Origin of the sequence: Lentzea miocenica, from assembly GCF_033949945.1 — a bacterium.
GTDB lineage: Bacteria > Actinomycetota > Actinomycetes > Mycobacteriales > Pseudonocardiaceae > Lentzea > Lentzea miocenica.
The window spans coordinates 101,746-124,366 of the sequence record NZ_JAXAVW010000019.1; the positions used below are offsets into that span (position 1 = coordinate 101,746).

20 protein-coding genes and 1 riboswitch are annotated in these 22,621 nt (G+C 69.0%); of the genes, 12 read left to right on the top strand and 8 right to left on the bottom strand.

Going from position 1 to position 22,621, the window contains the following annotated elements; all coding sequences use genetic code 11:
* Positions 1–56 precede the first annotated feature (56 nt).
* The 4 genes from SK803_RS23625 to SK803_RS23640 are packed head-to-tail and all read left to right on the top strand — an operon-like array spanning position 57 to position 4,193.
* Entirely contained in the window at positions 57–959 is a 903-nt protein-coding gene (locus SK803_RS23625) for an ABC transporter substrate-binding protein (RefSeq protein ID WP_319968244.1), read from the top strand.
* Entirely contained in the window at positions 949–1,782 is an 834-nt protein-coding gene (locus SK803_RS23630; protein WP_319968245.1) for an amino acid ABC transporter permease, read from the top strand. Before SK803_RS23625 ends, SK803_RS23630 begins: the two co-directional genes overlap by 11 nt.
* A complete protein-coding gene (locus SK803_RS23635; RefSeq protein WP_406601567.1) occupies positions 1,769–2,527 on the top strand; it encodes an amino acid ABC transporter ATP-binding protein in 759 nt (252 codons plus the stop codon). Before SK803_RS23630 ends, SK803_RS23635 begins: the two co-directional genes overlap by 14 nt.
* A 1-nt stretch (position 2,528) precedes the next feature.
* Positions 2,529–4,193, top strand: coding sequence for a PAS domain-containing protein (locus SK803_RS23640; RefSeq protein ID WP_319968247.1), 1,665 nt, complete (start codon positions 2,529–2,531; stop codon positions 4,191–4,193).
* On the opposite strand, the gene SK803_RS23645 is transcribed toward SK803_RS23640, so the two are convergent.
* Both SK803_RS23645 and SK803_RS23650 read right to left on the bottom strand, forming a co-directional pair.
* Positions 4,171–4,353 carry a DUF397 domain-containing protein gene (locus SK803_RS23645; RefSeq protein WP_319968248.1) on the bottom strand — a complete coding sequence of 61 codons (183 nt, stop codon included), beginning with the start codon at positions 4,351–4,353 and terminating at the stop codon, positions 4,171–4,173. The two genes, SK803_RS23640 and SK803_RS23645, sit on opposite strands and share 23 nt — an antisense overlap.
* Positions 4,328–5,167: a helix-turn-helix domain-containing protein gene (locus SK803_RS23650; RefSeq protein ID WP_319968249.1), complete on the bottom strand. Its 840-nt coding sequence runs from the start codon at positions 5,165–5,167 to the stop codon at positions 4,328–4,330. The genes SK803_RS23645 and SK803_RS23650 overlap by 26 nt, the downstream gene beginning before the upstream one ends.
* A gap of 149 nt (positions 5,168–5,316) precedes the next feature.
* Between SK803_RS23650 and SK803_RS23655 the strand changes: the two genes are divergently transcribed.
* The 5 genes from SK803_RS23655 to SK803_RS23675 all read left to right on the top strand — a co-directional run bounded on the left by SK803_RS23655 (position 5,317) and on the right by SK803_RS23675 (position 10,902).
* Positions 5,317–7,863: a chitobiase/beta-hexosaminidase C-terminal domain-containing protein gene (locus SK803_RS23655; protein ID WP_319968250.1), complete on the top strand. Its 2,547-nt coding sequence runs from the start codon at positions 5,317–5,319 to the stop codon at positions 7,861–7,863.
* Between the two features lie 70 nt (positions 7,864–7,933).
* Positions 7,934–8,323 (top strand): PPOX class F420-dependent oxidoreductase, encoded by a 390-nt coding sequence (locus SK803_RS23660; protein WP_319968314.1) that lies wholly within the window; start codon positions 7,934–7,936, stop codon positions 8,321–8,323.
* Positions 8,304–9,467: a precorrin-6y C5,15-methyltransferase (decarboxylating) subunit CbiE gene (cbiE, locus tag SK803_RS23665; RefSeq protein ID WP_319968251.1), complete on the top strand. Its 1,164-nt coding sequence runs from the start codon at positions 8,304–8,306 to the stop codon at positions 9,465–9,467. Before SK803_RS23660 ends, cbiE begins: the two co-directional genes overlap by 20 nt.
* Positions 9,464–10,204 carry a precorrin-4 C(11)-methyltransferase gene (gene cobM / locus SK803_RS23670; RefSeq protein ID WP_319968252.1) on the top strand — a complete coding sequence of 247 codons (741 nt, stop codon included), beginning with the start codon at positions 9,464–9,466 and terminating at the stop codon, positions 10,202–10,204. Before cbiE ends, cobM begins: the two co-directional genes overlap by 4 nt.
* Entirely contained in the window at positions 10,201–10,902 is a 702-nt protein-coding gene (locus SK803_RS23675) for a cobalt-precorrin-6A reductase (RefSeq protein ID WP_319968253.1), read from the top strand. Before cobM ends, SK803_RS23675 begins: the two co-directional genes overlap by 4 nt.
* Here SK803_RS23675 and SK803_RS23680 read toward each other — a convergent pair.
* From SK803_RS23680 to SK803_RS23690, 3 genes are read right to left on the bottom strand one after another with little or no spacing between them, the layout of a single operon-like run.
* Positions 10,874–12,340 (bottom strand): precorrin-2 C(20)-methyltransferase, encoded by a 1,467-nt coding sequence (locus SK803_RS23680; RefSeq protein WP_319968254.1) that lies wholly within the window; start codon positions 12,338–12,340, stop codon positions 10,874–10,876. The genes SK803_RS23675 and SK803_RS23680 overlap by 29 nt on opposite strands.
* Positions 12,337–12,957 (bottom strand): precorrin-8X methylmutase, encoded by a 621-nt coding sequence (locus tag SK803_RS23685; RefSeq protein ID WP_319968255.1) that lies wholly within the window; start codon positions 12,955–12,957, stop codon positions 12,337–12,339. The genes SK803_RS23680 and SK803_RS23685 overlap by 4 nt, the downstream gene beginning before the upstream one ends.
* Positions 12,954–13,994, bottom strand: a complete 1,041-nt coding sequence (locus SK803_RS23690; RefSeq protein ID WP_319968256.1) for a hypothetical protein — start codon at positions 13,992–13,994, stop codon at positions 12,954–12,956. Before SK803_RS23690 ends, SK803_RS23685 begins: the two co-directional genes overlap by 4 nt.
* 51 nt (positions 13,995–14,045) lie before the next feature.
* Positions 14,046–14,115: riboswitch (cobalamin riboswitch) on the top strand.
* A gap of 56 nt (positions 14,116–14,171) precedes the next feature.
* On the opposite strand from SK803_RS23690, the gene cobN reads away from it, so the two are divergent.
* Complete coding sequence (gene cobN, locus SK803_RS23695) at positions 14,172–17,735, top strand: cobaltochelatase subunit CobN (RefSeq protein ID WP_319968257.1); 3,564 nt, start codon at positions 14,172–14,174, stop codon at positions 17,733–17,735.
* On the opposite strand, the gene SK803_RS23700 is transcribed toward cobN, so the two are convergent.
* A complete protein-coding gene (locus SK803_RS23700; RefSeq protein WP_319968258.1) occupies positions 17,696–18,373 on the bottom strand; it encodes a helix-turn-helix transcriptional regulator in 678 nt (225 codons plus the stop codon). The two genes, cobN and SK803_RS23700, sit on opposite strands and share 40 nt — an antisense overlap.
* Positions 18,374–18,451: 78 nt before the next feature.
* Here SK803_RS23700 and SK803_RS23705 point away from each other — a divergent pair, with 78 nt between their 5' ends.
* Both SK803_RS23705 and SK803_RS23710 read left to right on the top strand, forming a co-directional pair.
* Positions 18,452–18,829, top strand: a complete 378-nt coding sequence (locus SK803_RS23705) for a DoxX family membrane protein (RefSeq protein WP_319968259.1) — start codon at positions 18,452–18,454, stop codon at positions 18,827–18,829.
* A gap of 78 nt (positions 18,830–18,907) precedes the next feature.
* On the top strand, positions 18,908–19,480 hold the full coding sequence (locus SK803_RS23710; RefSeq protein ID WP_319968260.1) for a maltokinase N-terminal cap-like domain-containing protein: 573 nt from the start codon (positions 18,908–18,910) through the stop codon (positions 19,478–19,480).
* Here SK803_RS23710 and SK803_RS23715 read toward each other — a convergent pair.
* Together SK803_RS23715 and SK803_RS23720 are read right to left on the bottom strand one after the other, a co-directional pair.
* Entirely contained in the window at positions 19,459–19,962 is a 504-nt protein-coding gene (locus SK803_RS23715; protein WP_319968261.1) for an EF-hand domain-containing protein, read from the bottom strand. The two genes, SK803_RS23710 and SK803_RS23715, sit on opposite strands and share 22 nt — an antisense overlap.
* 56 nt (positions 19,963–20,018) lie before the next feature.
* Positions 20,019–22,562, bottom strand: coding sequence for an AAA family ATPase (locus SK803_RS23720; RefSeq protein WP_319968262.1), 2,544 nt, complete (start codon positions 22,560–22,562; stop codon positions 20,019–20,021).
* Positions 22,563–22,621: the final 59 nt, after the last annotated feature.

The following is a 22,621-nucleotide window of genomic DNA, read 5'->3' on the forward strand; positions in this document are numbered from 1 at the left end:
CGCCTGGCTTCAACTTTTTGTGGACGTCTTCAACTCGACGTTGTACGGTCCCCGCCATGATGCCGCGCCTGCTCGTGACCTCGCTGCTCGTTCTGGGGCTCGCCGCCTGCGGGTCCACGTCGGACAATCCGCAGACGTCCACGCCGCCGTCCTCCGACCTGGGTTCGGTCAAGAAGGACGACGCGCTCGCCGCGCTGGTGCCGCCCGCGATCGCGTCGGCCGGCACGCTCAAGGTCGGGTCGAACATCCAGAACCCGCCGAACAACTTCTACGACCAGGACGGCAAGACGCCGCTGGGGTCGGAGGTCGACCTGATCAAGGCGATCGCCGCCAAGCTCGGGCTCAAGGCCGAGCACAGCGACATGGCGTTCAGCTCGCTGATCACCAGCCTGGAGACCGGCCGCGTCGACGTGACGATGGCCGCGATGAACGACACCGCCGAACGCCAGCAGAAGATCGACTTCGTCGACTACTTCACCTCCGGCATCACGATCATGGTGCAGAAGGGCAATCCGCAGGGGGTCAAGAGCGTCGAGGACCTGTGCGGCAAGGGGATCGCGGTCAACCTGGGCAGCTCGCAGGAGCAGTTCGCCAAGGAGCAGAGCCAGAAGTGCGTCGCGGCGGGCAAGGCGGAGGTGCAGCTCAGCGTCACCGACAGCGACACCGGCAACCAGAACCAGCTGCGCACCGGCCGCGTCGCCGCGATCCTCAACGACCTGCCGACCGCCGTCTACGTCGCCAAGACCGCCGGTGACGGCCAGTACTTCGAGGTCGTGCCGCTGGCGCCGATCAACGGTGGCCCGTACGGCATCGGCGTGAACAAGCAGAACGCCAAGCTGTCCGAGGCGATCAAGGGCGCGCTGCAGTCGCTGATCGACGACGGCACCTACGACAAGATCCTCACCACCTGGGACATCAAGCAGGGTGCGATCACCAAGGCCGCGATCAATGGCAAGTGATCTCCGCACCAGTGAGCTCCAGCAGTCCGAGCTCACCGTCGTGCCGCTGCGCCACCCCTGGCGGTGGTTCAGCGGTGCGGTGATCCTGCTGGTCCTCGCGGGTCTCGGCTGGGCGATGGCCGAGGCGCAGATCCAGTGGGAGGACGTGCCGGGGTTCTTCACGCACCCCGTGATGCTGGAAGGCCTGCTCAACACCATCGTGCTCGCCGTGGTGGCCCAGGGCGGCGCGATCGTGCTCGGCGTGGTCATCGCGCTGATGCGGCTGTCGGCGAACCCCGTCGCGCGGTGGTTCGCGGTCGGTTACATCTGGCTGTTCCGCGGCTTGCCGGTGCTGCTGCAGATCCTGATCTGGTTCAACCTCGCGCTGGTGTTCCAGAACATCAGCATCCCGATGCTGTTCTCGGTGCCCACCAACGTGGTCATGACCGCGTTCGTGGCCGCGTTGCTCGGGCTCGGCCTGAACGAGAGCGCCTACATGGCCGAGATCGTCCGCGCGGGCCTGAGCAGCGTCGACCCCGGCCAGACCGAGGCCGCCAAGTCGATCGGCATGACCCCGATGACGACCCTGCGCCGAGTCGTGCTGCCGCAGGCGATGCGCGTGATCATCCCGCCGACCGGCAACAACTTCATCAACATGATCAAGGGCACCTCGATGGCGTCGGTGATCGCCTTCCTGGAGCTCATCCACGCCGCGAACAACATCTCCTCGCGCAACCTGGAGATCATGGAAACCCTGTTCGCCGCCGCGGCCTGGTACCTCGTGATGGTGTCCGTCGCGTCGATCGGGCAGCACTACCTGGAGCGTGCTTATGGCCCTCGTTGAGGCGATTGGGGTCCGCAAGTCGTTCGGCCACACCGAGGTCCTCAAGGGCATCGACATGGAGGTCGAGCGCGGCGAGGTCGTCTGCCTGCTCGGGCCGTCCGGCGCGGGCAAGTCGACGTTCCTGCGCTGCGTGAACCACCTGGAGACCATCGACGCCGGCCGGATCTGGGTCGACGGCGTGCCGGTCGGGTTCCGTGCTGCCGGCGGCAAGCTCTACGAACTGCGCGAACGCGACGCCGCCCACCAGCGCCGCGACGTCGGGATGGTGTTCCAGCGGTTCAACCTCTTCCCGCACCGCACGGCGCTGGAGAACGTCATGGAGGGCCCGATCCAGGTGCTGGGCCGGGGCCGCGCCGAGGTGCGTGCGGAAGCGTTGGCGCTGCTGGAACGGGTGGGGCTCGCGGAGAAGGCCTCGGCCTACCCCGGTTCGCTGTCCGGCGGCCAGCAGCAACGTGTTGCGATCGCCCGCGCTCTGGCGATGAAGCCCAAGCTGATGCTGTTCGACGAGCCCACGTCCGCGTTGGACCCGGAGCTGGTCGGCGAGGTGCTCGACGTGATGACCTCGCTCGCCCGCGACGGCATGACGATGATCGTGGTCACTCACGAGATCGGCTTCGCCCGCTCGGTCGCCGACCGCGTGGTGTTCCTCGTCGACGGCGCCGTGGTGGAGAGCGGCACACCGTCCGACGTGCTGGACAATCCGCAGCAGCCGCGCACGCAACAGTTCCTCGCAAAGGTGCTCTAAGTTGATCGACGCCTCGTACCTCGCCCAGTTCCGCGAACCGGAGGGGTATCTGGACTTCGCCCGCTTCGGCCCGCCCTCCACCCCGGTGGTGGCGGCCACCTCGCGCCTGATGGAACAGGCCTCACTGGCCGGTCCCTCCACAGTGGACACCCTGATGCGCGAGGAACAACGGGTGAAGGCCGCCGTCGCGCGTCTTTGCCACTCGGACACCGACCACGTCGCCCTGGTGCCGAACACGTCGATCGGCCTGTTCCAGGCGGCCTTCGGGCTGTCCGGCACGGTCATGTACTCGGCGTCGGAGTTCCCGTCCAACACCTACCCGTGGGTGCGCGCCGGCCTGCCGTCGATCGTGCTGGACGGCCCGGTGCACCCTGCGGCGGTCGCTGTCGCCTTGACCGAAGAGGTTTCCGCGCTGTCGGTGTCCGCTGTGGACTTCCGCACCGGCTACCGGGCGGACCTCGCGGCGTTGCGCGAGGCCGTCGGCGATCGGCTGCTGATCGTCGACGGCATCCAGGGCTTCGGCGTGGTCGACGAACCGTGGGAACTCGCCGACGTGCTGGTGGTGGGCGGCCAGAAGTGGCTGCGCGCCGGGTGGAGCACCGGCTTCGTGGTGCTGTCCGACCGCGCGCTGGAACGGCTCTCTCCGGTGTTGTCCGGCTGGACAGGCGCCCTGGACGCGGGCCTGTTCGACAACTCGGTGCACGAGCCCGCCTCGGACGCCGCCTCCTGGAACATCACCAACCTCTCGCCGGTCGTGTCCGGCGCCTTCGCGGAAGCGCTGGAACTCGTTGAGCTGGCCGGAGTTTCCGCGCTGGACGCGGCCGTGGGCGAGACCGTGGCGGAACTCGAGGAGATCGTCCTGTCGTGCGGCGGCAAGATCGTCTCCGCCCGCGAGCGCCGAGGCGGCATCCTGGCGTTCACCATGCCCGAGGCGGCCTCGGTCGTCGGGGAAGCGTTGAACGGCTTCGGCATCGCGGCCACGGTTCGCCCTGAGCACGTCCGTTTGTCGCCACACGCCACGACGTCGCGCGGCACGCTGGAACGTGTCCGGGCGGCCCTGAAGTCGTTGTCCAGCTCGGCGGCTTCGCCGGTGCCGGCGGCGCTGTCGGCTCTCGTGCCGACGGTCGACTCGCTCGCTTCGGCTCTGGGCCCGGACACCGAGGTCGTGGTGCACGACCTGTCACGCCTGCCGAACTCGATCATCGCGATCGCCGGCTCGCTGACCGGGCGCCAGGTGGGCGGCCCGATGACGGACCTGTTGCTGGGGCTGGTGCGCCGCGGCACGACCACCGACATGCCCGGCTACGAGACGTACGCGCCGGACGGCCGTGCGATCTGGTCGTCCACGACGTTCGTACGCGACGCCGCCGGCGTGGCCGTGGGGTGCTTGTGCGTCAACAAACTCGCCGCGCACGAGGCTTCCGGTCCCGTTGAGTCGTTTCCACAGGACGTGGACACGCTGCAGCGGGTGTTGGTGGAGAAGGCGATCGCAGATGTCGGCGTGCCGGTCGAGCTGATGAAGAAGGTGCACAAGTCGCAGGTCGTGCGAGTGCTGGACGAGGCGGGGTTCTTCCTCATCCGGGACTCGGTGGATCACCTCGCGGGGGTCCTCGAGGTGACCCGGTACACGATCTACAACTACCTCAACGAGAACCGAGGGACTTGAGCAGGGATTTCCAGGCAGGAGACGAGAACGCGAGGACGTCGCCGCTCGCGTTCTTCGAGTCCCTGACCAGGGCGTCGTGGGTGAGTGACACTTCGACGCAGTTGCCGTCCACCGCTCCGCCGCTGTAGCTGCTCTTACGCCAAGTGCGGTCCTGAGTCATGGGGATCCTCTCGCGGTCCGCTGACGTACTCCGCCAGCTTGCTCCGCGATTGTTCCGCACTCAAAGCGACCTCGTCCAGGCGGCTGAAGAACAGCCTGGTGCGTGCGATGGCACCCGGATCCTGCACAAAGACGTTCGCGAGGTTGGTCTCGCTGAAGACGAGCGGCCGCGCTTTCTCGAACTCCCAGAGCACGAAGCCGGAGGCGACGACGGGTGCGTCCGCAGGCACGATCCGGATGGTGTGCGTGTTGAACAACAGCCGTGCGTACTGATCCTCCATGATCTGGTCGTTGCCGACCTGCAGTTGCAGCGCATGCTCATGGACGAAGAACACGCAAGTCGGCCGATCGTGTCGGCGCAGGATCGCCTGACGTTCGGTCCGGTACTGAACGAGGTTCGGGATGAGCTCTTCGGTGACCAATCCCGTCATTCGGTAGATGCCATCGGCGTACTCCGGCGACTGCACAAGGCCGGGCACGGCAAGCATGTCGTAGCTGGTGATCGTCGCGGCCGTGGACTCGGCCATCGCCATGGTCCGAAGGTTGCCGCACACCTGCACGATGTACTCGTCGAAAGCGCGCTCGTAGCGGCGTTTGAAGTCGACGACGAAGTCGATGTCCTTGCCGCACATCGACAAGTACTGGATGAGGTCGATCTCGCTGGCGCGTGCCTTGCCGTGTTCGACGGTGGAGACCTTGCTCGGGTCCCAGCCGAGCTTCTTGGCGAGCTCGTGGCCCTTGAGGCCGGTGCAGGTCTCGCGCAGCCGGCGGAGCTCGTCGCCCAGGTCCCTGCTGTACGCGGTGGATGGAATCATGCGTCGACGCTATGGGTTGTATTCAATCCAAGCAGGTACTCGTTCGGGTGAAAACAATTCCGGGACCGGTTCGCGTTCCGGTGGAGTCTGGGACCTTTCCCGTAACTTTCGTCTTCCCTCACCGTCATCCCGGCTTTACCGTTCCAGGTGTGAGAGCGCTCTCAAAGACGAGATGGCGGGCCGGACTGGCCGCCGTAGCGATTGCCCTGTCGTCATTGGCGACGGTCGAGGCCGCCTATGCGGCCGACGACTACACGCAGAACGTGACCGCGATCGACGCGACTCAAGCCCGGATCAACTTCACGCCGACGACCCCTGCCCTGTACGTCGACGTGCACTACCTGATCTCCGGCCAAACGCAGCAGAACTTCCGGATGACCAACAACGCCGGGACCTGGCAGAAGACCGTCGGGTCGCTGTCGTCCGGCACGGTGATCGACTACTGGTTCACCTACGAGAAGTCCGGGCCGCAGTACGATTCACCGCACTTCAGCTACACCCACAACAGTGCGCCGCAACCGGTCGCGACGCCTACCTTCAGCCCGCCTGGCGGGACGTACGCGACGGCGCAGACCGTGACGATCTCCACGGCCACGTCCGGTGCGACGATCCGCTACACCACGGACGGGTCGACGCCGACGGGGTCTTCGTTGCTGTACAGCGGGCCTATCTCGGTGCCCAGCAACAGGACCATCAACGCGATTGGTATCAAGTCGGGTCAGGCGAACTCGTCTGTCGGCAGTGCCTCGTACGTGATCGGCACGCCGGTCGCGACGCCGACCTTCAGTCCACCTGGCGGCGCCTACACCTCCGCGCAGACGGTGACGATCTCCACCGCGACGAGTGGCGCGACGATCCGGTACACAGTGGACGGGTCGACGCCGACGGCGTCCTCGCCGCTCTACAGCGGGCCGATCTCCGTGCCCACCAGCCGAACTGTGAGTGCGATCGGCATCAAGTCGGGGCTCGCGAACTCCGCAGTGGCCAGCGCGACCTACACGATCGGCACGCAGCAGGGTTGTGTTCAGCCGGACAACCCGAGCTTCGGGCCGAACACGCGCGTCTTCGACCCCGGCATGTCGGCGGCGAGCATCCAGGCGCAGCTCGACACCGACTTCAACAACCAGAAGGACACGCTGACCGCGCAGATGGCGCCGCGGCGGGTCGCGCACCTGTTCAAGCCGGGCACGTACAACGTTCACGACGACGTCGGTTACTACACGTCCGTCTCGGGGCTCGGCAAGAACCCCGGTGACGTCGTGATCAACGGCGACATCACCGTGGACGCGTTCAACGAGTCCGACAAGGGTGTGGCGCTGCAGAACTTCTGGCGCTCGGCCGAGAACATGGCCGTGAACCCGAGCAACGGCACCAACCGCTGGGCCGTCGCGCAGGCGGCACCGTTCCGCCGCATGGACATCCGCGGCAACCTGGCGCTCTACCCGGCCAGCTACGGCTTCGCGAGCGGTGGCTACACGGCCGACTCCCGCGTGTCGGGCCAGACGGCGTCGATCTCGCAGCAGCAGTGGTACACGCGCGATTCCAACTACGGCAGCTGGAACGGTGGCGTGTGGAACATGGTGTTCTCCGGGACTCCGGGTGCGCCGCCGAACACGTTCCCGAGCCCGCCGGAGACGACGCTCGCGACCACGCCGGTCTCGCGTGACGTTCCCTACCTGTACTTCGAGAACGGCGCCTACCGGGTGTTCCTGCCTTCCTTGCGCACCAACGCTTCCGGTGCGTCCTGGATCAACGGTGGCACCCCCGGGACGTCGTTGGCGATGAACCAGTTCTACGTCGTGAAGGCGGGCGACACCGCGGCCACGATCAACGCGGCACTGGGTCAGGGCTGCAACCTGTTCTTCACGCCCGGCATCTACAACGTCAACCAGACGATCAACATCACGCGGCCCAACACCGTCGTGCTGGGCATCGGCTACGCGACGATCGTGCCGCAGAACGGCGTCACCGCGATGCAGGTCGCGGACGTCGACGGCGTGCGGATCAAGGGCATCCTGTTCGACGCGGGCACGACCCTGTCGAGCTCGCTGCTGACCGTCGGGCCCGCGGGTTCGTCGGCCTCGCACGCGGCCAACCCGACCACGTTGCAGGACGTGTTCTTCCGGGTCGGCGGCGCGGTCGCGGGCAAGGCGACCAACAGTCTCGTCGTCAACAGCAACCACACGATCATCGATCACAGCTGGATCTGGCGGGCCGACCACGGCAACGCCGGCACGTGGGGCTGGAACGAGGCGATCGGTGACACGGGCCTGGTGGTGAACGGCAACGACGTGCTGGCCACCGGGTTGTTCGTCGAGCACTACCAGAAGTACCAGGTCATCTGGAACGGCGAGCGCGGACGGACGATCTTCTTCCAGAACGAGATGCCGTACGACGTGCCGAACCAGGCGTCCTGGAACAGGCCGAACGGACAGGCCGGATACGCGGCCTACAAGGTCGGCGACAACGTCACCACGCACGAGGCGTGGGGGCTCGGCAGCTACTGCTTCTTCAACGTCAATCCGTCGGTGCGGGCCGAGAACGCGTTCGAGGTGCCCAACCGGAGTGGCGTGCGGCTGCACAACCTGCTGACCGTGTCGCTGAACTACCAGGGCACGATCACCCACGTGGTGAACAACGTGGGCGGGGTGACGCCGCCGGGGACTGTGCCGGTGAACGTCGTCAACTATCCGTAGTACTCGGATGACGGGCCCGCCGGTGGTTGCCGGCGGGCCCGATTTCGTTTCACGGGTGTGGCGTTGCATGATGCGTGCCATGTCGATCGAGCGGGGCGCCGAGTTCGCCGAGTTCTGGGCTGAACGGCACCTGTGCACGTTGTCCACCGTGCGTCCGGACGGGACTCCGCACGTCGTGCCGGTGGGGGTGACGCTCGACCAGGAGGACGGCATCGCGCGGATCATCACGCACGGCGCGTCGTGGAAGGTCAAGCACGTGCGCAAGGCCGGGTACGCGGCTGTGTGCCAGGTGGACGGACGGCGTTGGTCCACGGTGGAGGGTCCGGCGGTCGTGCGCGACGACGTGGAATCCGTCGACGAGGCCGTGCGCAGGTATGCCGCGCGGTACAAGCAGCCTCGGGTCAACCCGGAGCGCGTGGTGATCGAGATTCAGGTGCGGCGTGTCACCGGAACCGTCTGACCTCGCCGACGTCGCTGACGTCACCGTCGTCGGCATCGGCGCCGACGGGTGGGACGGGCTCTCGCCCGCCGCGCGGCACGCCATCGGCACCGCGAAGGTGCTGATGGGCTCGCAGCGGCAGCTCGATCTGGTGCCGGGGGAGTTCGAACGGGTCACGTGGCCGTCGCCGCTGGTGCCGGCGTTGCCCGCGTTGTTCGAGAAGTACCGCGACGTGTGCGTGCTGGCGTCCGGCGATCCCATGTTCCACGGAATTGGCACGACTTTGGTCCGTTTGCTGGGTTCGCGGGTTACCGTGATCCCGCATCCGTCGTCCGTGTCGCTGGCCTGTGCGCGGCTCGGGTGGGCGCTGAACGACGTCGAGGTCGTGTCGCTGGTCGGGCGGTCAGCCGACCTGCTGCGGCCTGCCCTGACGCCGGGACGCCGGGTGCTCGTGCTGGGCGGTGATCCGGAGGTCGTGGCCGGGATCGCCGGGCCGATCACCGTGCTGGAGCAGTTGGGTGGGCCCGCCGAGCGGGTGTACCAGTGGTCCGGGGAGAACTCGGACCCGTTGTGCGTCATCGCGATCGAGTGCTCTCAGGGCGCGTATTCGCGGGTGCCGGGCTTGCCGGACGACGCGTACGAGACCGATGGCCAGCTGACGAAGCGTGAGGTGCGGGCGATTTCGCTGTCGACACTGGGGCCGTTGCCGGGCCAGCTGTTGTGGGACGTCGGGTCCGGGTCGGGTTCGATCGCGATCGAGTGGTCGCGGACGCATCCGACGTGCCGGGCGATCGCGGTGGAGCAGTCCGCCGAACGGGCTGAGCGGATCGTCCGGAACGCCGCCGCGCTCGGAGTGCCCGGGGTCGAGGTCCACATCGGACGTGCCCCGGAGGCGTTGGAGGGGCTGGAGAAGCCCGACGCGATCTTCATCGGTGGCGGGCTGACCGTGCCGGGCGTGATGCAGACCTGCTGGGACTCCCTGGGAGCCGGTGGGCGGCTCGTCGTGAACGCCGTGACGCTGGAGTCCGAGGCCGTGGTGGCGCAGTGGTACGCGAAGGTCGGCGGTGACCTGGTGCGGATCGCGGTGAACCGGGGGTCGCCGGTCGGCAAGTTCACCGGGTGGCGGCCGCACCTGCCCGTGACGACGTGGAGTGTGACCAAGTGACCGTGCACTTCATCGGGGCCGGGCCAGGAGCGGCCGACCTGATCACGGTGCGGGGGCGTTCGCTGATCGAGTCGTCGCCGGTCTGCCTGTACGCGGGTGCGCTGGTGCCGGTCGAGCTGCTGGACTTCTGCCCGGACGGGGCGCGGAAGGTCGACACGGCTGCGCTGACGTTGGACGAGATCGTCGCCGAGCTGGCCGCGGCTGACGCTGCCGGGCTGGACGTGGCGCGGCTGCACTCCGGGGATCCGGCGGTGTTCAGCGCGATGGCCGAGCAGATGCGCCGGTTGGACGCGCTGGGGATCTCTTACGACGTGACGCCAGGGGTGCCAGCGTTCGCGGCTGCCGCGGCGTCGTTGCGGCGTGAGCTGACCGTGCCCGGTGTCGGGCAGACGGTGATCCTGACTCGGACTTCGCAGCGTGCGACGCCGATGCCTCCTGGTGAGGATCTGGACACGCTGGGGCGTTCGCACGCCACCCTTGTGCTGCACCTTGCCGTGCAACGGATCGCGGCCGTGGTCGCGGAGCTGGTGCCGAACTACGGCTTGGACTGCCCGGTCGCGGTGGTCGCGTATGCCTCGCGGGCTGATGAGATCGTGCTGCGCGGGACGTTGGACGACATCGCTTCGCAGGTCGAGGCCGCTGGGATCAAGCGGACCGCGGTGATCATCGTGGGGAACGTGCTGGGCGCGACGCAGTTCCCGGACAGCCACCTGTACTCGGCCACGCGCGTTCGATGATCCTGATCCTCGGCGGTACGGGGGAAGCGCGCGAGCTGGCTTCCCGCGTGCCCGCGATTTCCTCCCTCGCGGGGCGGGTGAGTTCGCCTCGTCTTCCGCCTGGCGAAGTCCGGGTCGGAGGCTTCGGCGGGGTCGACGGGCTCGTGCAGTGGTTGCGGGACAACGACATACACGCGGTGGTCGACGCCACACATCCGTTCGCGCGGCAGATCACCGCGAACGCGTTCGAGGCTTGTGGACAGGTCGGTGTGCCGTTCCTGATCCTGCGACGGCCCGGGTTCACGCCTGTCGATGGCTGGCACTGGGTGGACAGCGTCGCCGAGGCGGCGCGGAACCTGCCGGGCGAGCGGGTGTTCCTGACCACCGGGCGGCAGGACCTGGCCGAGTTCGCGGCATGTCCGCAGTGGTTCCTGGCGCGGATGGTCGAGCCGCCGTCACCGCCGATGCCCGCCCGGATCGAGGTGCTGCTGTCGCGCGGCCCGTTCACCGTGGACGGCGAGCTGGGGCTGATGCGGTCACGTGAGATCGACGTGCTGGTGACCAAGGACAGCGGCGGGGCGATGACCTCGGCGAAGCTCGAAGCCGCGCGTCAGCTCGGGGTGCCGGTCGTGATCGTGCGCCGGCCACCGCTCCCACCTGCGGAAACGGTGGCCGACGTCGATGCCGCGGTCAGCTGGTTGGGTAACGCCGGGGTGTGAAGACCACGCCTGCCTCGGTCACGATCGTCTGGGACGAGCCGATGATCAGCAGGCAGCGCATGTCGATCGTGCCGGCGTCGAGGCTGCCGAGCGTGAGGACGCGGATCTCCTCCTCCGGGCCGCCGACGTCGCGTCCGACGACCACCGGGGTCTCCGGCTTGCGGTGCTGCAACAAGAGATCGCGCATGTCCGCGACCTGGTGCGTGCGGGCCTTGGACGCCGGGTTGTAGATCGCGATGACGAGATCTGCCTTGGCGGTGGCGGTCAGGCGTTCGGCGATGACGTCCCACGGCTTGAGGCGGTCGCTCAGCGAGATCACCGCGTAGTCGTGGCCGAGCGGGGCGCCGGCCTTGGCCGCCACGGCGTTCGCGGCCGTGACTCCGGGGATGATCCGCACCGGGACGTCCTGGGTCTCGGCGGCGACTTCGAGGACGGCGGTGGCCATCGCGAAGATGCCGGGATCGCCGGAGGAGACGACCGCGACCCGCTTGCCCTTCCTGGCCAGGTCCAGGGCGAACGCGGCGCGTTCCGACTCGACCTGGTTGTGGGAGGCGTGCTTGGTCTGGCCGGGGCGGTCCGGGACGCGGTTCAGGTAGGTGCTGTAGCCGACGAGCTCGTCCGCCGCTTCCAGTTCCTGGCGGGCCTCCGGGGTGAGCCAGGTCCGCGCGCCGGGGCCGAGGCCGACGACCACGACCTCGCCCTTCGGTTTCGCGGGCTTGGACTGGCTGGGGAGCAGGGCCAGCGAGAAGTACGGGACGTCGTCGGGGTTCACGTCGGCCAGCGGCGACATCTTCTGGCGGCCGGTGGTGGCGCGTTCGACGTACCAGGCGCCGTCGAGCCGGCCCGCGGTGTCGAGGGCTGCGCGGACGTTGCGGAAAGTGCGGCCCAGCTTGAGGATCGCGGCCGAGTCGGTGTCGGCGAGGCGGGTCGCGAGCTCGGCGGGCGGCAGGGTGCCGGGCAGGATCGTGAGGACCTCGTCGCGTTCCACCAGCGGGGTGCCGAGAACGGCTGACGCGCCGCTCACGGACGTCACGCCCGGGACGACTTCCCACTCGTAGCGGTCGGCGAGGCGTTTGTGCATGTGCATGTAGGAGCCGTAGAAGAACGGGTCGCCTGCCGCGAGGACGACGACGTCTCGTCCGGCGTCGAGGTGCGCGGCCAGCTTTGCCGCGGCTTCCTCGTAGAACGCGTCGATCTCGCCCTGGTAGTCGTCGGTGTCCTCGGTCGTCACGGGATAGACGAGCTGTTCCATGATCTGCGGATTTGGATCATTTTGGCTGCGGAAGTACGGCGCCGCAATGGTTTTGGCGACTGACTTGCCGTGCCGGGCGCTGTGGAACGCGATGACGTCGGCTTCCCTGATGAGTCGTGCGGCCTTGACCGTCACGAGTTCCGGGTCGCCAGGACCCAGACCGACGCCGTAGAGCTTGCCCGTCATTCTTCTTCGCTCGCAATCGCGTTGATGGCCGCTGCCGTCATGGCGCTGCCGCCGCGCCGGCCGTGCACCACGAGGTGCTCCAGATCCGTTGCGGCCAAAGCCTCTTTGGACTCCTGCGCGCCGATGAACCCGACCGGGATGCCCAGGACCGCGGCCGGCCTCGGTGCTCCCCGCTCGATCAGGTCGATCAGGTGGAACAACGCGGTGGGGGCGTTGCCGATCGCGATCACCGCGCCTTCGAAGCGGTCCGCGAGGAGTTCCAGGGCGGCGGCGCTGCGGGTGTTGCCGATGTCCTCGGCCAGCGCGGGGGTGCGCGGATCCTGGAGGTAGCAAAGGACTTCGTTGTCCGCGGGCAGCCGGCGGCGGGTGACGCCGGACGCGACCATGTTGGCGTCGCAGAGGATCGGGGCGCCGTTGCGCAGAGCCGCGCGGGCGTCGCGGACGACGCTGGGAGAGAAGGCGACGTCGTCGGGCAGGTCGGTCATGCCGCACGCGTGGATCATGCGCACGACGACTTTCGCGACGTCTGCCGGGAACCTGGTGAGGTCCGATTCCGCGCGAATGGTGGCGAAGGACTGGCGGTAGATCTCCGCGCCGTCCTTGATGTACTGCGTCACCTGATCTCCTCGTAGCCGTCGCCGGTCGCGACGAACTCGATCACATCGCCGTGCGGCCGGCCGCAGCGGCGCCCACAGCCCGACCAGTGCACCGCGCCGGGACTGTCGGACCTGCTCCCTAGAATTGAAATTGGGGGTACCCGGCCCGGCGCGTGTGTGTGGTGTGGTGCGTTCAGCCAGGCGCGCGCGTCCGCTCGCACGTCGGAGAGCGACTTCGCGCAGCCGGGGCGTCCGGTGCAGGCGCTGACGCCGTGCCAGGGGGAGGCGGGGTCGGTGATCAGGCCGGACGTGTCGGTTCCCGCCGGCACGACCAGGCTGCGCCACGGCGTCAACCGGATCGGGACGCCTGGTAGTTGGTGTGCGTCCAGCCTGCCCAGGGGGACGCCGGGGGTCGTGGGCGAAGGTGCGACGGGCGTCACAACCGGGGTGAACGAACCGTCGGAAGTGGTGCCGAGGTGCTCGGTGATCTTTCGCACACCGTCGTCCACTTCGGACAGGCGCCAGGCGCTGCCCCGGATCTCCTGGAACAGGCGGGCGGCGGTCACCACAGCGTCGACAGGGTCGGAGACCCTCACTCCTGTATCGGTTCCGGCCACCAGGAACACATCCTCGACCAGGCCGAAATCACCGCCCAGTCCGCTCACGGAAGCGCCGACCGTCACCAGGAAACGTCCTGGCAGCGAGGCCAGCACGGGGTCCGCGCAGAGGGCCGCGTCGATCTCGTCGACCAGCGCCTGGTTGTCCTCCAGCGGCGCCGCGATGATGTTGCGGATGCGTTCGTGGGTGGACGAAGGCAACAGGCCCGCCGCGGCCAGTCGCGCACCCAGCTCAACGCCGTCCGCCAGGCCTCTGATCTGGAGGTTCGCCCGCGAGGTCAGCTCCACCGACCCGGAACCCAGTTCCAGCGCCGCGAGACGCACGACGTCCCACTGAGCAGCGGAAAGAGTGCCGCCGGGAACCCGGATGCGGGCGAGCCCGCCGTCGGCCGCCTGGTGCAGCTCGACGGCGCCTGGGCAGGCATCCGGGGTAGTACGCATAGGTCGGACTGTAACCCGCCGGTTAGGGTGAGCCCGAACGACGAAGCACAGGAGGAAGCCGGTGTGAATCCGGCGCGGTCCCGCCACTGTGACCAGCGAACACGCTGGGAGTCAGGAACTCCGCTTCCGAGTCACCCGCAACCTGGGGCGAGGACCCCACGAGGGATGGAGCCCTGCGTGATCCTGCTGCTGTCTACCTCCGACACCGACCTGCTGTCGGCGCGTGCCTGTGGCGCCGAGTACCGGCTCGGCAACCCCGCCCGGCTCACCGCCGACGACCTGCCCGCGCTCGTCGACGGGGTCAGCCTCGTCGTCGTGCGCATTCTCGGCGGGCGGCGGATGTGGGAGGAAGGGCTGGACTGGCTGCTGGCCAGCGGGCTGCCGGTGGTGGTGCTCGGTGGTGAGCAGCAGCCGGACGCCGCGCTGATGGAGCTGTCGACGGTGCCCGGCGGTGTCTGTGCGGAGGCGCACCTCTACCTCGCGCACGGCGGGCCGGCGAACCTCGCCGAGCTGCACAAGTTCCTCGAGGACACCATCCTGCTGACCGGTCACGGGTTCGCGACTCCACAGGCCACGCCCTCGTGGGGGGTGCTGGAGCGGGAGACGACGAGCGAAGGCCCGACGGTCGCGGTCCTCTACTACCGCGCGCATCACGTGGCTGGGAACACGGCGTTCGTGCACGCGTTGTGCGACGCGATCGAGGCCAAGGGTGGGAGGGCGCTGCCGGTCTACTGCTCGTCGTTGCGCACGGCCGAGCCCGAGCTGCTGGAGACCCTCGGCCAGGCGGACTCGCTGGTCGTCACGGTGCTCGCGGCCGGTGGCACGAACCCGGCGAAGGCGTCCGCCGGCGGGGACGACGACGCGTGGGACGTGGGCGCGCTCGCCGCGCTGGACGTGCCGATCCTGCAGGGGTTGTGTCTCACGTCGAGCCGTGAGTCGTGGGATTCCAACGACGACGGACTGTCTCCTTTGGACACCGCGACCCAGGTCGCGATCCCGGAGTTCGACGGCCGGATCATCACGGTTCCGTTCTCGTTCAAGGAGATCGACTCCGACGGGCTCACCGTCTACGTGGCCGATCCGGAACGGGCGCTGCGCGTCGCCGGTATCGCGGTCCGGCACGGCAGGCTGCGTCACATTCCCGTGGCCGAGCGCAAGATCGCGGTGATGCTGTCGGCGTACCCGACCAAGCACTCCCGCATCGGCAACGCGGTGGGCCTGGACACGCCGGCTTCGACCGTGCGGTTGCTGAAAGCCATGCAGGAGCACGGGTACGACATCGGTGACGCGCTGCCGGGCGTGCAGGAGCTGGACGGCGACGCGTTGATCCACGCGCTGATCGCCGCCGGTGGCCAGGACGTGGACTGGCTGACGCAGGAGCAGTTCGAGAGCAACCCGGTGCGCATCGCCGCGGCCGACTACCGGGCGTACTACGAGACGCTGCCCGAGGACTTCCGCGAGTCGATGCGGGAGCACTGGGGCGAGGCGCCGGGCACCCTCTTCGTCGACCACTCGAAGTCCAAGGACGGCGAGATCGTGCTGGCCGCGCTGCGGTCGAACAACGTGGTCGTGATCGTCCAGCCGCCGCGCGGGTTCGGCGAGAACCCGATCGCGATCTACCACGACCCGGACCTGCCGCCGTCGCACCACTACCTCGCCGCCTACCGGTGGATCGAGTCGCAGTTCGGCGCGGACGCGGTCGTGCACGTCGGCAAGCACGGCAACCTGGAGTGGTTGCCCGGCAAGACCGTCGGCATGTCGGCGTCCTGCGGCACGGACGCGGCGCTCGGCGATCTGCCGCTGATCTACCCGTTCCTCGTGAACGACCCCGGTGAGGGCACGCAGGCCAAGCGGCGCGCGCACGCCACGCTGGTCGACCACCTGGTGCCGCCGATGGCCCGCGCGGACAGCTACGGCGACATCGCACGGCTGGAGCAGCTGCTCGACGAGTACGGCAACATCTCCGCGATGGACCCGGCGAAGCTGCCGGCGATCCGCGCGCAGATCTGGACGCTGATCCAGGCCGCGAAGCTCGACCACGACCTCGGCCTGGACGACCGGCCGCACGACGCCGAGTTCGACGAGTTCCTGCTGCACGTCGACGGCTGGCTGTGCGAGGTCAAGGACGTCCAGATCCGCGACGGCCTGCACATCCTCGGCGAGGCGCCGGCGGGCTCGGTCCGCGTCAACCTCGTGCTCGCGATGCTGCAGGCGCGGCAGATGTGGGGCGGCCAGGTCGCCGCGCTACCGGGTCTGCGGGAGGCGCTCGGGCTCACCACGACGACGCGCGAAGACGTTGACGCCGTTGAGGAACAGGCTCGCGCGCTGGTCCAGGCCATGGAAGACGCCGGCTGGGACCGCGAGGTGGCCAGGACCCTGCACGAATCCGTTGACGTGCAGAAGATCCTGGAGTTCGCGGCCGTCGAGGTCGTGCCCCGGCTGGCGCGCACCACCGACGAGATGACGAACGTCCTGCACGCGTTGGACGGCGGCTACATCCCGGCCGGTCCGTCCGGTTCGCCGTTGCGCGGCCTGGTGAACGTGCTGCCGACCGGCCGCAACTTCTACTCGGTCGACCCGAAGGCCATCCCGTCGCGCCTCGCGTGGGAGACCGGTCAGGCGATGGCGGACTCGCTGCTGGAGCGCTACCGCTCGGAGAACGACGGCGAATGGCCGCCGTCCGTGGGACTTTCGGTCTGGGGCACGTCCGCGATGCGCACGGCCGGCGACGACATCGCCGAGGTGTTCGCGCTGCTGGGCGTGCGGCCGGTGTGGGACGACCAGTCCCGTCGCGTCACCGGTCTCGAAATCATCCCGCTGGAGGAACTGGCAAGGCCGCGCATCGACGTCACGGTCCGGATCTCCGGGTTCTTCCGCGACGCGTTCCCGCACGCCGTGTCCCTTTTGGACGATGCGGTGCAGCTGGTCGCGAACCTGGACGAGCCCGCGGACCAGAACTTCGTGCACGCGCACACGCTCAAGGACCTGGAGGAGCACGGCGACCAGCGCCGGGCGACGCTGCGCATCTTCGGCTCCAAGCCGGGTGCGTACGGCGCGGGTGTGCTGCCGTTGATCGACAGTCGCAACTGGCGCGACTCGTCGGACATCGCCGAGGTCTACGCGGTGTGGGGCGGGTACGCGTACGGCCGCGGGGTCGACGGGATCGCGGCGCGCGAGGACATGGAGTCGGCGTACCGGCGGATCGCGGTGGCGGCCAAGAACATCGACACCCGCGAGCACGACATCGCCGACTCGGACGACTACTTCCAGTACCACGGCGGCATGGTCACGATGGTGAAGGCGTTGACGGGCAAGGCGCCCGCCGCGTACGTCGGTGACAGCACACGTCCAGAGGCGGTCAGGACCCGCACCCTGACGGAGGAGACCTCACGGATCTTCCGCGCCCGCGTGGTGAACCCGCGCTGGGTCGGGGCGATGCGGCAGCACGGGTACAAGGGCGCGTTCGAACTGCAGGCGACGGTCGAGTACCTGTTCGGGTACGACGCCACGACCGGCGTCGTCGCGGACTGGATGTACGAGAAGCTGACCGAGACGTACGTGCTCGACCCGGAGACCCGCAAGTTCCTGCAGACCTCGAACCCGTGGGCGTTGCACGGCATCGCCGAACGTCTGCTGGAGGCCGCGGAACGCCAGATGTGGGAGCACCCCGAGCCGTCCACTTTGGACGCGCTGCGGGCCGCCTACCTGGAGACCGAAGGCGACCTGGAGGACGGCGCCTGATCCAGCTTCACGCAGCAGTGTCCTGGTGAGGGATCAAGGCGAGCGCTCACGTCGTTCGCCCTGATCCCGTCCAGCAGGCCGCTGATCAGGCAGAGGTTCATCCCGCACACCAGCTGCGTGTGCCGCTGCGCCAGGCTGTGGAACGGGCAGTTGCCGAGCAGGATCGCGGTCCCGTCGGTCCGCGGCTCGAACCCGAAGTCCTCCAACGCCTCCGCCACGTCGCCGGAGGCCCGCGCCGCGAGGTCCTCGCCCCACTCGTACGCGCGCCGGTTCAGGATCTCGCGCGCCGGCTCACCCGTGCTCTCCGCCTCCAGCAACGCGTCGGTGAGCAGGTGGCTCGCCGCCTCGTACCGCCGGTCGGGCAACGACACCTCGATCTGCTCCCCGGACCGCCGGTAGAGCTTCGCCGGCCGTCCCGCTCCCGGCCCGGTCCGGCCTGACCGGCGCTCGTGGAGCACGTCCAGCAGCCCCATCTCGACCAGCTTGTCGAGGTGGAACGCGGCGGTCGTGCGCGGCAGCCCGATGGCGGCGGACGCCTCGTCCTTGCTGATGGGCGCGGTCTGGCGCGCCACGAAGTCGTAGAGCTTGCGCCGGTTCGGCTCGTCGAGGGCCGCGACGGCGGCGACGTGGTCGGCCATCTCTAAAACCTACTCCTGTTGACGAAAATCGGCACGCAGCTCTAACGTTAGCCGAAGTTGTCTTTAGAAGGAGGAGTCATGACGGTCCTGACGCGCACGGACCCGGCGACGCAGGCGTTCGTGTTGCTGCGCACGGTCTTCACGGTGGCGCCGATCCTGTTCGGGCTGGACAAGTTCTTCAACCTGCTGGTCGACTGGCCGGTCTACCTGGCGCCGTGGATCGACTCGATCGTCCCCGGCAGCCCGCAGACCGCGATGTACGTCGTCGGCGTGATCGAGATCGTGGCCGGTGTGCTGGTGGCGGTGGCACCGAAGTGGGGTGGGCTGGTCGTCGCCGCCTGGCTGCTCGGCATCATCGTCAACCTGCTGACCCTGCCCGGCTACTACGACGTCGCGTTGCGCGACTTCGGCCTGCTGGTCGGCGCACTGGCGTTGTCCAGGCTGGCCTGCCGATGACCGACCCGGGAGTGCTGCGGAACGATCCAGCGTCACGCCAGGAGTTCTTCACCCTCGCGCACTCGTAGTCTGTGCGGCATGGTGAAAATTCACGCCGGTGCCAAGCTGACACCGTCGTTCCGGGACTTTCTGCCCGTGTGGGTCGCGAGTCGGCCGTGGTACCGGGGAAACGGCGCGCTGTGGCCCATCGGGTTCTTCCGGTTCGAGGACCCGGCGGGGCAGGTCGGTGTGGAGACGCACCTGCTCCAGGACGGCCCGGTGGTGTACCAGGTGCCGCTGACGTACCGCTCCGCCCCGCTGGCCGGGGGAGCGCTCGTCACGACTGCCGAGCACAGCGTGCTGGGTACGCGGTGGATCTACGACGCGGTGACGGACCCGGTGTGGATCGCGGCGATCCTGGACCTGGTCGCGACCGGCGGGGTCTCGGACTCGGCCGCCCGCAGCGGGTTCGGCCCGGTCGTCGCCCGCGGCGCGGTGATCCGCCCGGTGCGGCTGACCCCGGAGACCGCCGTGATCGACCTGGACCGGCGGATCGTCCCGGGAACCCCACCGGGTGACGCGGTGGGTGTGGTCAACGGGTCGTGGTACCAGGACGGGGTGGAGAAGAGCGGTCGTCTCGCGGTGATCCGTCAGACGGGCCCGAAGACGTAGGTGCCGGCGGCCTCGGCGTTGTCACCGGCCCAGAACTCGAGCCACAGCTGGGAGAACTCGTCGCGCGACAGCTTGCCGTCGCCGTCGAAGTCCAGTGCGGCGAAGTCGGTGACGCCGTCGTGCCCCAGCCACGCGCTGATCATCGTCCGGTACTCGCCGGCCGAGATGTAGTCGTCGTGGTTCTCGTCGACGGCGCCGAACATCGCGTCGGCGGTGTCGGTGACCGCTTCCGGCGTCTTCGGGAGCGCGTCCACGATGCTCAGGACGTTGTCGATCGTCACGCGGTCCTGGCCTGCGATCGCCGAGAGGGTCGCCCACCAGCCCATCATCACCCCGGACAGCAGTTCCTCGTCGCCACCGCGCAACGACACCCAGCGCGCGGTGAGCGCGCGGAAGTCGCTCTCGTCCAGGTAACCGTCGTCGTTGGCGTCCATCGCGCCGAACACCACTGCCACTTTGCGTCGTTGCAGGTCGCTAGCCATGCGCAGGACCATAGGCCGAACGTCGCAACGGAAACCATCGGCTGAACGGGTCCGAACTATCCCGCGTCGAGTGCGTCGGACAGACCCAAACGCCCGGACACGCCCAGCTTTCGGTAGGTCCCGGACAGCACGCCCTCGACGGCGTCCGCGGACATCAGCAGCGTGGCGGCGATCTCCTCGTTGGAACGCCCCCGTGCCGCCAGAGCCGCCACCTGGTGCTCGGTCGGGGTGAGCGCCGTCGGTCCGGTCTGGCGCATTCGCCGTGGCCCGGCGCCGGTCGCCACCAGTTCGGAGTAAGCCCGCGCGGCCATCGCGGAAGATCCGCACTTCTGCGCCAGATCCAACGCCTCACGCAGGCACGCGCGCGCACCGGACGTATCGGCCTGACGCCGCACCACGACGCCGAGGTCGACCAACGCGCGTGCCAGTTCCAGGCGGGCGGGGGAGGCGCGCAGCACCCGCACGGCCTCTTCCAGCAGCGTCCGCCCGGCCGCGCCCGCGGTCACCCGGCCCGCCGCGCGCAACGCCATGCCCAACGCCCGTGGCGCGCCCCAGACGCGGGCCAGCTCCACCTCTTCCAGCGCGAGTTCGCGTGCCCGTTCGCCGTCGCCGATCGCCGCGCAGGCCTGGGCCGCGCCGGAACGCCACGCCAGCGGTGCGGGGTTGCGGTAGGGCCAGCCCTCGCAGTGCCGTCCCGCCGCGAGGAACGCCTCCAGCGCCTCGTGGTCGGCGCCGCGCACGGTCAGCATCCGGCCCCGGGTCGTCAGCAGGCTGGCGTACGTCCACGTCCTGCGTGCTTCCTCCGTCGACGCTTCGGTGATCACCGAAGCGGCCTCGTCCGGGTGGCCCTCCTCGAGCAGGATGTCGGCGAGCAGCGCGGCGTGCCACGTGGAGACCGTGTGCCAGCGCCGGTCCTGCCGCAGCTGGTCGTCGGCCAGCGCCAGGTCGGCGCGGGCGGCGACGAGATCACCCTTGCGGCGCTGGACGTTCGCGCGCATGACGTACGTCAGCGCGCGCACCGCGGGAGGCTGGGTGCGGTCCACGTCGTCGAGCAGCGCCAGTGCCGCGTCCAGTGAGTCGGCCAGGTTGAGGATCATCGCGGACGCCAGCGACGACATCGTGTCTTCCGCCGACACGAGCGCGACCGCGTCCACAGCACTGATGTCACCGACCATCACGTGGTGCAGCACCTCGGCGGGCGTGTCGAGCGAGACCGACGAGGGCACGGCCTCCTGCCACGCCAACCCGTGTACCGCCAGATGTGCTTGCGCCCGCGGCGAACCGGAGAGCACGGCTTTCAGCTCGGCCGGGTTTCCCTCGGCGTGCAAGGCGTAAGACAGCGCCACAGCGGATTCCGGATCGTCCTTGTTGGACTCGAAGGCCTCGCGCAACCGTGCGGACGCGCCCGGCAGGTTGCCGACGAGTTCGGCAACGCCCAGCAACCGCAACGCGCGTGACGGGTTCGCCACCGGTTCGCGCAACGCACGCCACAACAACCGCGCGGCGCCGGACGTGTCGCCCCGGTTCACCGCCTCCTGCGCGGCCCGGTCGAGCACCTCACCGGCCCACGGCTCCAGCCCCGGCGAGGTCTCCAGCAGGTGCTCCGCCACAACTCGGTCCGACGCGCCGTGCGTGCGCAACGACCGTGCGGCCCGGAGGTGCAGAGCAGCCCGCGAAGGCGCGGGCATGTCGTCGAGCACAGCCGGCCCGGCCACCCCGAGCATCTCGACCGTCCGGACGGCCTCGGCGAGCTCGACAGGCGAAAGCCGCGTCAACTCGGCCAGGACGCCGGGATGAGGGGACGGTCCGAGCACGGCCAACGACTGAGCCGCGGCCACCACGGCGGCCGGACGGCGGCGCAGCCGGGCCGCCATGATCTCGCCGGTCACCTCCGCGCCGCGTGGCGCGACCCGCCACGCGGCCTCGGCGGTCGGCGGCACCCCGTCCTCCGCCAGCGCCTTCACCAGGCGCGTCACCGTCAGCGGATTTCCGCCGGTCGCCTCCAGACAGGCGGAGACGAACTCGGGAGCCGGGTCAGGGGAGATCAACGCGGCGACGGCGTCCGCGGACAGGTTGTCCAGCGTGATCCGGCCGCACGCCGCCATGATCTCGCTGTGAGAAGGGTCGTCACACCGCTCGCCCGCACCCACGGTCAGCACGACGGCGATGGGCAGGCGCTGGACCCGCAACGTCAGGTAAGCCAGCCACCGCAACGACGCGGCGTCGGCCCAGTGCGCGTCGTCCACCGCGATGAGCAGGCCGGACGTGCCCGCCAGCGCGGCGGCCAGGCGGTACACGCCGTGCAGCACGGCGAAGTCGGCGGCCGGCGCGGTGAGCCGCAGCGCGCCCATCGCCTCGGCGGGCACGAGATCCGGGTCGGTCATGTCGAAGAGCTGGGCCACGATCCCGAACGGCAGGTCGCCCTCCAGCGCACTGCCGCGCGCCCGCACGACGTGCCGGCCGGAGGCTTCCCAGCGGGCGGCGAGGTCGTCCAGCGCCGCGGTCTTCCCGGTACCGGGTGCGCCTTCCACGACGGTCGTCGTGCCCAGCGTCACCTGGTCGCTGATTCCGGCACACCACGCTTTCCGCCGGTTTTCCATGATCTCTCAACAATCCGTGGGTGAATGGATCAGCGGAATTGATGCTAGGAGAAAGAGCG

Coding starts and splice junctions, on each gene's coding strand:
- SK803_RS23625 (WP_319968244.1), top strand. CDS start 57: ATGATGCCGCGCCTGCTCGTGACCTCGCTGCTCGTTCTGGGGCTCGCC.
- SK803_RS23690 (WP_319968256.1), bottom strand. CDS start 13,994: ATGCGTACTACCCCGGATGCCTGCCCAGGCGCCGTCGAGCTGCACCAG.
- SK803_RS23630 (WP_319968245.1), top strand. CDS start 949: ATGGCAAGTGATCTCCGCACCAGTGAGCTCCAGCAGTCCGAGCTCACC.
- SK803_RS23660 (WP_319968314.1), top strand. CDS start 7,934: ATGCGTGCCATGTCGATCGAGCGGGGCGCCGAGTTCGCCGAGTTCTGG.
- SK803_RS23645 (WP_319968248.1), bottom strand. CDS start 4,353: ATGACTCAGGACCGCACTTGGCGTAAGAGCAGCTACAGCGGCGGAGCG.
- SK803_RS23700 (WP_319968258.1), bottom strand. CDS start 18,373: ATGGCCGACCACGTCGCCGCCGTCGCGGCCCTCGACGAGCCGAACCGG.
- SK803_RS23635 (WP_406601567.1), top strand. CDS start 1,769: ATGGCCCTCGTTGAGGCGATTGGGGTCCGCAAGTCGTTCGGCCACACC.
- SK803_RS23650 (WP_319968249.1), bottom strand. CDS start 5,167: ATGATTCCATCCACCGCGTACAGCAGGGACCTGGGCGACGAGCTCCGC.
- SK803_RS23680 (WP_319968254.1), bottom strand. CDS start 12,340: ATGACGGGCAAGCTCTACGGCGTCGGTCTGGGTCCTGGCGACCCGGAA.
- SK803_RS23675 (WP_319968253.1), top strand. CDS start 10,201: ATGATCCTGATCCTCGGCGGTACGGGGGAAGCGCGCGAGCTGGCTTCC.
- SK803_RS23715 (WP_319968261.1), bottom strand. CDS start 19,962: ATGGCTAGCGACCTGCAACGACGCAAAGTGGCAGTGGTGTTCGGCGCG.
- SK803_RS23720 (WP_319968262.1), bottom strand. CDS start 22,562: ATGGAAAACCGGCGGAAAGCGTGGTGTGCCGGAATCAGCGACCAGGTG.
- SK803_RS23705 (WP_319968259.1), top strand. CDS start 18,452: ATGACGGTCCTGACGCGCACGGACCCGGCGACGCAGGCGTTCGTGTTG.
- SK803_RS23710 (WP_319968260.1), top strand. CDS start 18,908: ATGGTGAAAATTCACGCCGGTGCCAAGCTGACACCGTCGTTCCGGGAC.